Raw genomic sequence first — 7,675 nt, 5'->3', positions numbered from 1 at the left:
TACCGTTATTTTCATATAAATAGTCGGCATAAAAGAACATCCCCAATGGATAGCCCCCTTCTGCTGAAGCCTTAAACCATTTTTTAACCGCCTTTTGGCGATTGCCCGGAATGAAAAACCAACCCGCACCATCTTGATAGCGGCCAGCCAGAACTTTCTGCGCATAACTGTCTCCACCTTCGGCGGCCTTTTCCAGCCATCCCAAGCCTTGGTTGGCGATGTACAGCACGATCATGGCTTCGGTGTCACCCCGCTCGGCGCGCTCATGGGCTAGTTTCAAGGCGGTTTTCCGCCACTCTGGGCCGGCTTTGCCGGTGCAGGTGCCCATTTGATGGCATAGGTCGCTGCTACTGCTTAGGCGCAGCATCGCGTACAGATCGCCCTGCTCAGCGGCGGCCTCATACCATTTCCTTGCTTCGACAGTGGTGTAGCTGCTGCTAAGGCGAATCGCCTCGGCCAGGTAATACTGCGCGGTGCGGTCACCGGCCGCGGCGGCCACTTGCAGCAGGGGTTGTGAGTCGTACCAGTCACTTTGCTGGTACAACACCAGCCCTTTATCTCGGGCGGCTTGTTGCTGCGCCGTTAGTTGGGCCACGGCGGCAGTGGAAAACAACAGGCCGCACAGGGCGCTGATCAGGGTGCGCTTAATCATGCTTTGTCCTTTTATAGACAGGCGTTATTTAACGTTCAATAACGCGTCGTACAGCTCCAATATATTGGCCGCCACTCCGACTCATTCAAGTAAAAGATCAATATCCGTAAACAGGCACAAAGTAAGAAAGTGGTGGATGTGTCTTCTCCCACTCTTTTGCAAAAGCCACGCCTTGTTTTATTTCATCAGGTGTCATCTTTGCGGCTATTTTTACAAGGCTTTCTTTGCCAAAATCAGCCACCCCTGCTCCGCCTCCCGCCCCCCCGCCTTCAAACTTTGATATTAAGTATGTAAGTCCATAGCCTTTTATTAAGTCAATCGGGTATCCAAATTCATTGGGCATACCGGCAACGTGTAGGGCGTAAGTACTTAATGAATCAATATGGCCGCCTTCAGCAGCTTTTTTGAGCCAATATCCAATTTCTTCTTTACTACCGTTATTTTCATATAAATAGTCGGCATAAAAGAACATCCCCAATGGATAGCCCCCTTCTGCTGAAGCCTTAAACCATTTTTTAACCGCCTTTTGGCGATTGCCCGGAATGAAAAACCAACCCGCGCCATCTTGATAGCGGCCAGCCAGAACTTTCTGCGCATAACTGTCTCCACCGTCGGCGGCCTTTTCCAGCCATCCCAAGCCTTGATTGGCGATGTACAGCACGGTCATGGCTTCAGTGTCACCCCGCTCGGCACGCTCATGGGCTAGTTTCAAGGCGGCTTTACGCCACTCTGGGCCGGCTTTGCCGGTGCAGGTGCCCATTTGATGGCACAGGTCGCTGCTACTGCTTAGGCGCAGCATGGCGTACAGATCGCCCTGTTCGGCGGCGGCTTCGTACCATTTCCTTGCTTCGACAGTGGTGTAGCTGCTGCTAAGGCGAATCGCTTCGGCCAGGTAATACTGCGCGGTGCGATCACCGGCCGCAGCGGCCACTTGCAGCAGGGGTTGGGAGTCGTACCAGTCACTTTGCTGGTACAGCACCAGGCCTTTATCGCGGGCGGCTTGTTGCTGCGCCGTTAGTTGGGCCATGGCGGTGGTGGAAAGCAGCAGGGCGCAAAGCGCACCGATAAGAGTCAGCTTAATCAATGCTCGGTCCCTCATAACGAATCTTAATTGCTTGAACCGGCGCAAAAGCCGGCCCCTTATAGACGCGGTCGGAGATACAATAACCGTCCAGTCGCCGCCCTAACTTGGCAGAACACTCTCGGTATTCAGCGCGCATACTTGCGTTACCCGGCTCCAGCTCCAAAACTCGCTCCGCCATAAACAAGTTAAGCCGCAGTCTATTTTCACAGTAAGTCAGCCCTGCCTGCTCCGGACGCACCCCGTCGCGGTTCATGCAGATAAGCGCATCCTCGAATTGACGTTGCGCGTCCGGCTTGCGTGAGATCCAGATCAGACATTGGTGAACGGCCTGTTGCTGCAGTAGCCAAGCTTCTCTCTCGGTGAAACGCACGGCGTCCTTGCCTTCCTCTTTGACGGTAAATGCCCGGGGGGTGCTGATCAGCGCCATCAGCAGCGGGCCGAACGCCTGGGGCGGCAGGTTCAGCACCCAGTCATGCATGACTTTCTGGTTTTTGCCCCGTTTCAAGGTATAAGCGATCTGCCCGCCGCGGCCGCCGTCGGTCAGGGCCTGATAGAGGGCCTTGATCGTCATGTAACCGCGCAGGTAGAGAAACCCCACGTCAATATTGAGGGCGCCCAGAAACCCCAGTTGCTTGACCAACTGCAAGGCGTCGCTGTCGATCCACTCCAGGTTTTTGTAGTGGTTCCTGGCCATTTCCCGGCACACCAGATCCAGCAATTGGCCCACGCATTCGTAGCCAATCTCGAACGACATGTAGCCTTTGAGGCCCACGCCCCAGATCAGCGAGCGTTGGATGGAGAAGATGAAGCGGCCCTTATGCAGTTGCAGTTTCAGCTCGCCCGAGAGGCCGGCGCCCACACCGGCCGCCACTTCAATGTCGAGCTTGGCCAAGGGCAGCCAGGGGTTGCTCGGGCTGCGGTGGGGGACCGGAGCCGGGGGCAGCACACTGGCCGGTGGGTACCAGTAGAGTTGGCCGCTGAGCTTGCAGCCGGCTTGCGCCCCGACGAACAGATTGAACTTGCCCAGCTCGCCTTTCTTCTCGGCGATGTCCAGCCCGGCGATGCTGGTGTAGCCGGTTGCCTGATCCAGGGTCAGGTCACGGGCCAACAGTAGACTGGCACCGGTAAACCCCCAGGCCTTGGCGCTCAGGTTGAGCGATAGCCGGCCTAAATCCAGGGTTCGACGGCTGCCGTCGTAAGCGATGTAGCTGGGCGTCAGGGGCAGGGCGTTGCTGCGTTTGGGCAGTTCGACATTGAACAGGCTGACCTCACCGCGCCACAGGGCGACATCCAGGGTCAATTGGGCGTTGAGAACCTGTGCGCCCTTGCCCTTTTTCCATTGCGGCCCCTGCACCTTGAACGCGGTTTGCTGCATGCGGTCTGCCGGTAGCAGGCAACGTATCAGCTGTGCCTGGGTGCTGTTGTCGAACAACATCATGTTGCGCAGTTGTCGATCCTCGAAAACCATGGCCTTGAGGGTGGCTCCCCAGCGCTGGCGTTTATCCTGCGCTTGCAGGCTTTCAACCTGAAAGCCACTGGCCTCTAGGGCGGTAAAGAACTGCTCGGGCACAAACAGGCCATTGTCGTCGAACCAGGGGCCTTTTTCGTCCAACGGATGCGCACCCTCCTGCTGCAGCCAGGCGCTGAACACCTGATCATCGTCCGCTTGCTTGGCAATCGACTGCGGCAACACCTTAAGGCCGCCGGACGCTGCGCCGAGTACGTCCATGCCCAGCTTGGCGAAGTTCTTGAGGCTGATGTGATTCAACACATCCAAGGCATCTGCGCTGCTGAATTCGCGCAGAGGAATGTCCATCTTGATCAGGCGCTCGATGGGTTGAGGGCTATAGCTTTGCGGGTCCCAGAGAAACAGGCGCGGTGGCAGAGAATCTCGCACCCGCGCCTCAGCGGCGTCTTTGATCTGTTGCGCCTCTTCGTTCAAGCGACGCCACTGGTCTTGCAGTTCAGTAAAAATCTCCCCGGGCGGCGCGACGTTACCGGCTGTGGCCGACACCCAGTGCGCGTAGCGCTCCTCTATACGCACTTCGAGGGCGCGGCGTTCGGCCAAGAGTTTGCCGTAGGCCTGAAAGTCTTCGCTGCCTTGGTTTTGATCATCCGGGCTGAGGGCAAACTCGGGAACGGCGATGCCGCACTCGGCAAGGTTGACAATGGCGTCCAGGTAGCTGCGCATTGGCGCCTCAAGGTTGAGGATATTGATCCGGACACCGCGCAGCGCCCTCTCATCGACCACACCGCTGCTGATGAATGTTTCGTGCAGCTTCTTGTAGTCTCGCAGGTGCTCCCAGTACGTCGCGATGTTGCGGCCGCCGGGATCGAACAGGGTGAAACCGCGCTCGACCGCCTTGCGTTGCTCGGCGATATAGACATCCACCGCGTCACGGGCCTCCAAGGCACGCGGGGTGTAGAACACGCCGTTCTCACGTTTGTAGCCAAGGGCCTCTGCACGGCGATAGCCAATCTCATCCAGCTCGGCAATGTTCTGTTGGTGCTTTATGACCCGACGCTGGCTATGGAACAGCGCGCGCTCGGCCTGCATGGCTGCCGTGCTGTCACCCTTGGCCTTGGCGATCTCCCAATCCTTGCGGTACTGGGCTTGTTTGTCCGGTTCTTCGAGGAGCGTGGCTTTGCTGTGTTCATAACGCTGGCGTTCACCGGTCTCGCTTTCGCTGACTTCGAGAAAAGCCTCAGGGCCAGGGGTGATGAAATAGTCCAGCAAGCCGGAGTCGGCAATGCTGCTCATGCGCGCCGCTCTGTCGGTATCAACGGTCTGTTGGCGCAGCAGGAGGATGTTTTCCTGCAACTGATCCTTGACCCGCTTGGGCAATAACCAGAATCGACGCTGGCCGGTGACATAGATGATGTCATGGTAGTTTTTGCTGCAACCGGGCTGGGTGTCCCGGCAGTTCACCTCAGGGTCTACGGCTGCGCTCGGCCCATCAGCCGGGAGCTGTATCGGGAAGTCCGAGTCAGTATTCGCTTGCGCTTCAGACGTGCCTGTCATGTCAGATTTCCAATCGCTGTATTTTCTCGAATGCCGGTAATTCGCTGCGCAGCACCTCCATCAGGCGAGGATGTTCCTTGAGCAAGCATTGGCTCAGATGGGGTAGCAAAGGGCCCAGGTGTCGTCCTTCATCTACCCCGTGCTCCACAAGCAGGCGCAGGTTAGCCAGCACTCGCGGCAGTTGTTCGTCGGCCAGGCTGCCTGCTGTTTCGGCTTGATAGGCACGCACCCAATACCACCAGCGGATTTCATCCGCAGCGGGCAGGGTGCTGTCAGGCAAGTGCAGTGGGTAGCCGGCATCATAGGAAACCTCACTGACGACCTCAGCCTGCTCCCAGACGCGCCACATCCGGTCGTCGGGATGCGCCGGTGGGGTGTAGACGCTATCCCAGGGGCCAAACAGGAATGGGCCGGCGGTCGTCAGCGCCAACGCACTCCAAAATGCCGGATCGTAAAATCGCGCCAGGGCCGCACCGTGAGTTGGGCTATGCATCTGCAGCAAGCGACGGGCGTGCTGCAGTGCCTTGGACGGATCAGTGCTGGAGGTCAACAGGACGCCGGAGCGACGGGCCTGGCAGAGCCTCGCGACCTCCGATAGCGCCGGGCTTTGCACGTCCAAGTGCAACCAAAGCGGGCTCACCTCATTGAGCTCGGCAAACGCAGTGCCTTGAAAAACCTGTTCGATATGCGACACGCCAGTCAGTTGATAGAGCTGCTCCAGAACACGAGGTTGTCGCACGTTATCGATGAGGCAATACACTTGGTGCTTACCCGCATGGCTCCAGGGCTCTGCTGTGACCGGTCGTTTAAGGAACTCACTCAGCCACGTAGACATGTGCAATCCTCGCGTTTGCAAACACCGTTGGTTTGCAGGCCACAGGTCGAAATCAATGGCAGCCCCTGCCGGCTTTTGCGTAGAAACGGATTGAGCAGCGCAGATGCCGGCAGACTTCCCGGCTTATCCCCATCCGCCGCCTGCAACGGCCCCGGCAACAACGGCGCCGCGCCAGTGCCACTGCCCGGGCTGCCGCCGGAGTTGTTATTGACCAGGGCGCCGCTGAGGGCCACGCCGCCGGCGTCGATCCTGATCCAGCTGCCGCCGCCCTTGAGGGTCAGTTCGCTGCCGGCTTCGAGCACCACTTTCAGGCCGCTGGACAGGTGGATTTCCTGGCCAGCTTCGATGAACAGGCCGTTGCCCAGTTGCAGGTGCTGGCTGCCGGCGATGCTCAGGTGATCACTGGCGCGGGCTTCGACTTTGCGGTCGCCATGCACGGTGTGGTGTTCTTCAGCCTTGAATTCGCTGTAGCTGTTGGCTTCTACCCTGTCGTGGCGCTGGTGGCCGACGCGGATTTTCTGGTCGTGCTCGATGTGTTCGTCCCAGTCGCGCTGGGCGTGGATGAAGATTTGCTCGGCGCCTTTTTTGTCTTCGATGCGCAGTTCGTTGAAGCCGCCGCCACCGGGAGAGCTCAGGGTCTTGAAGGTGCTGCGGGTCTTGTGCGCCGGCAGCGGGTAGGGGACGACGTTTTCCTTGTGGTACAGGCAGCCGGTGATCAGGGGCTGGTCGGGGTCGCCTTCGAGGAAGGTCACCAGCACTTCCATGCCCACCCGAGGGATGGCGATGGCGCCGTACCAGGCGCCGGCCCAGGCCGAGGACACCCGCAACCAGCAGCTGCTCTTGTCGTTGCCCTGGCCCTCGCGGTCCCAGTGAAACTGCACCTTGACCCGGCCGTGGGCGTCGGTATGGATTTCCTCGTCCCGAGGGCCGGTGACCTTGGCGCTCTGGCTGCCGAGAATCCGCGGCTTGGGGTGTTCCAGGGGCGGGCGATGGGGCACCTCCCAGGGGGTGGCGGTGAAGCGGTTGCGGTAGCCCTGGTGAAAGCCTGTTCCGGCCCGGGTGTCGCTGGTGATGGACTCTTCCAGCACCTGCGGCTGTTTGCCTTCGTGGAGCACTTCGGTCAGTAGCCACAGGTCGTTCCAGGCCGGCTGGGGGTGCTCGCTCAGGGGCAGGAAATGCCCGCTGCGCAGGCTCGGCTGGTCGCTGTGGCCGCTGGCCTGGCGGTAGTCGCTGCGGTGCCGTTCCAGGGCACGCCGGGCCAGATGCTTGCCGCGCTCGCGGTCGGTGAAGCGCCCGGGGTAGGCGTAGTCTTCGAGGTCCGGTTCGGCCTTTGGCTCTTGCGGTTTGGCCGCTCCCTGCATCAGCAGGCGCGGTTTTTCGAAGTCGTAGTCGCGGCGCGTGGTGCGGCTGGGGCGCGCCTCGAAGCGCAGCTCGAAACGCTTGATCACCGGCTCGCAGGCCACCAGGCCGGAGTCTTGCCGGTAGGCCACCGGGGCCAGTTTGCGGAACACCGTCTGGTCTTCGCCGAACACCAGTCGGTGCCCTTCGCGGCTGTGCTGAAAGTGGTAGTGCAGGCCCTCTTCCTCGCACAGGCGCTGGATGAAGCGCAGGTCCGATTCGTCGTACTGCACGCAGTACTCACGCTCCGGGTAGGGGCCGGCGAGGTGGAAGTGGTAGTCGTTGCCGAGGATGCCGTGTTCTTCCAGCACCTGGGCGATGATCTGCGGCACGCTCAGGTGCTGGAAGATCCGTTGGTTGATGCGCTGGCCCAGATAGGCCAGGCGCGGGCCGAGGGTGATCCGGTAGTGGGTCAGGCGCCGGCCGCGGTCGCCTTGGGCGATGCGCTGGATCTGCCCGTGAATGCCGCTGCCATCGGCCGCCAGTTGCAGGAAGGCCGGGGTGTGCAGCAGCGCGTCCAGGTCCAGGTTGGAGCGTTCGCTGACCAGCTCCAGGTCGAAGGCGAAGGGCCGGCTGATGCGCTCCCGGCCCTGCAGGCCGAGCACTTGAAAGTCGTGGGGGCGACCCTCCAGGGTCAGGCTGAAATGCGTCTGGTCGGCGGCGGCGAACATTCCCTGTGCCTCG

At 60.1% G+C, this 7,675-nt stretch carries 5 protein-coding genes; all 5 read right to left on the bottom strand.

The features are described from left to right. Positions 1 to 652 (bottom strand): tetratricopeptide repeat protein (locus DNK59_RS25705; protein WP_146249942.1); only part of this gene is annotated, 652 nt, incomplete at its 3' end. 97 nt (positions 653 to 749) lie between these two features. Further along, a complete protein-coding gene (locus DNK59_RS25700; RefSeq protein ID WP_371920321.1) occupies positions 750 to 1,736 on the bottom strand; it encodes a tetratricopeptide repeat protein in 987 nt (328 codons plus the stop codon). Continuing rightward, positions 1,729 to 4,665, bottom strand: coding sequence for a hypothetical protein (locus tag DNK59_RS25695; RefSeq protein ID WP_110725055.1), 2,937 nt, complete (start codon positions 4,663 to 4,665; stop codon positions 1,729 to 1,731). Before DNK59_RS25695 ends, DNK59_RS25700 begins: the two co-directional genes overlap by 8 nt. Before the next feature lie 94 nt (positions 4,666 to 4,759). Continuing rightward, complete coding sequence (locus DNK59_RS25690) at positions 4,760 to 5,593, bottom strand: DUF4123 domain-containing protein (RefSeq protein WP_110725054.1); 834 nt, start codon at positions 5,591 to 5,593, stop codon at positions 4,760 to 4,762. Continuing rightward, entirely contained in the window at positions 5,578 to 7,662 is a 2,085-nt protein-coding gene (gene tssI, locus DNK59_RS25685; protein ID WP_110725053.1) for a type VI secretion system tip protein TssI/VgrG, read from the bottom strand. Before tssI ends, DNK59_RS25690 begins: the two co-directional genes overlap by 16 nt. Positions 7,663 to 7,675: the final 13 nt, after the last annotated feature.

The organism is Pseudomonas sp. TKO26, assembly GCF_003225665.1.
Taxonomy (GTDB): Bacteria; Pseudomonadota; Gammaproteobacteria; order Pseudomonadales; family Pseudomonadaceae; genus Aquipseudomonas; species Aquipseudomonas saponiphila.
This window is presented reverse-complemented; position numbering and strand designations above follow the sequence as displayed.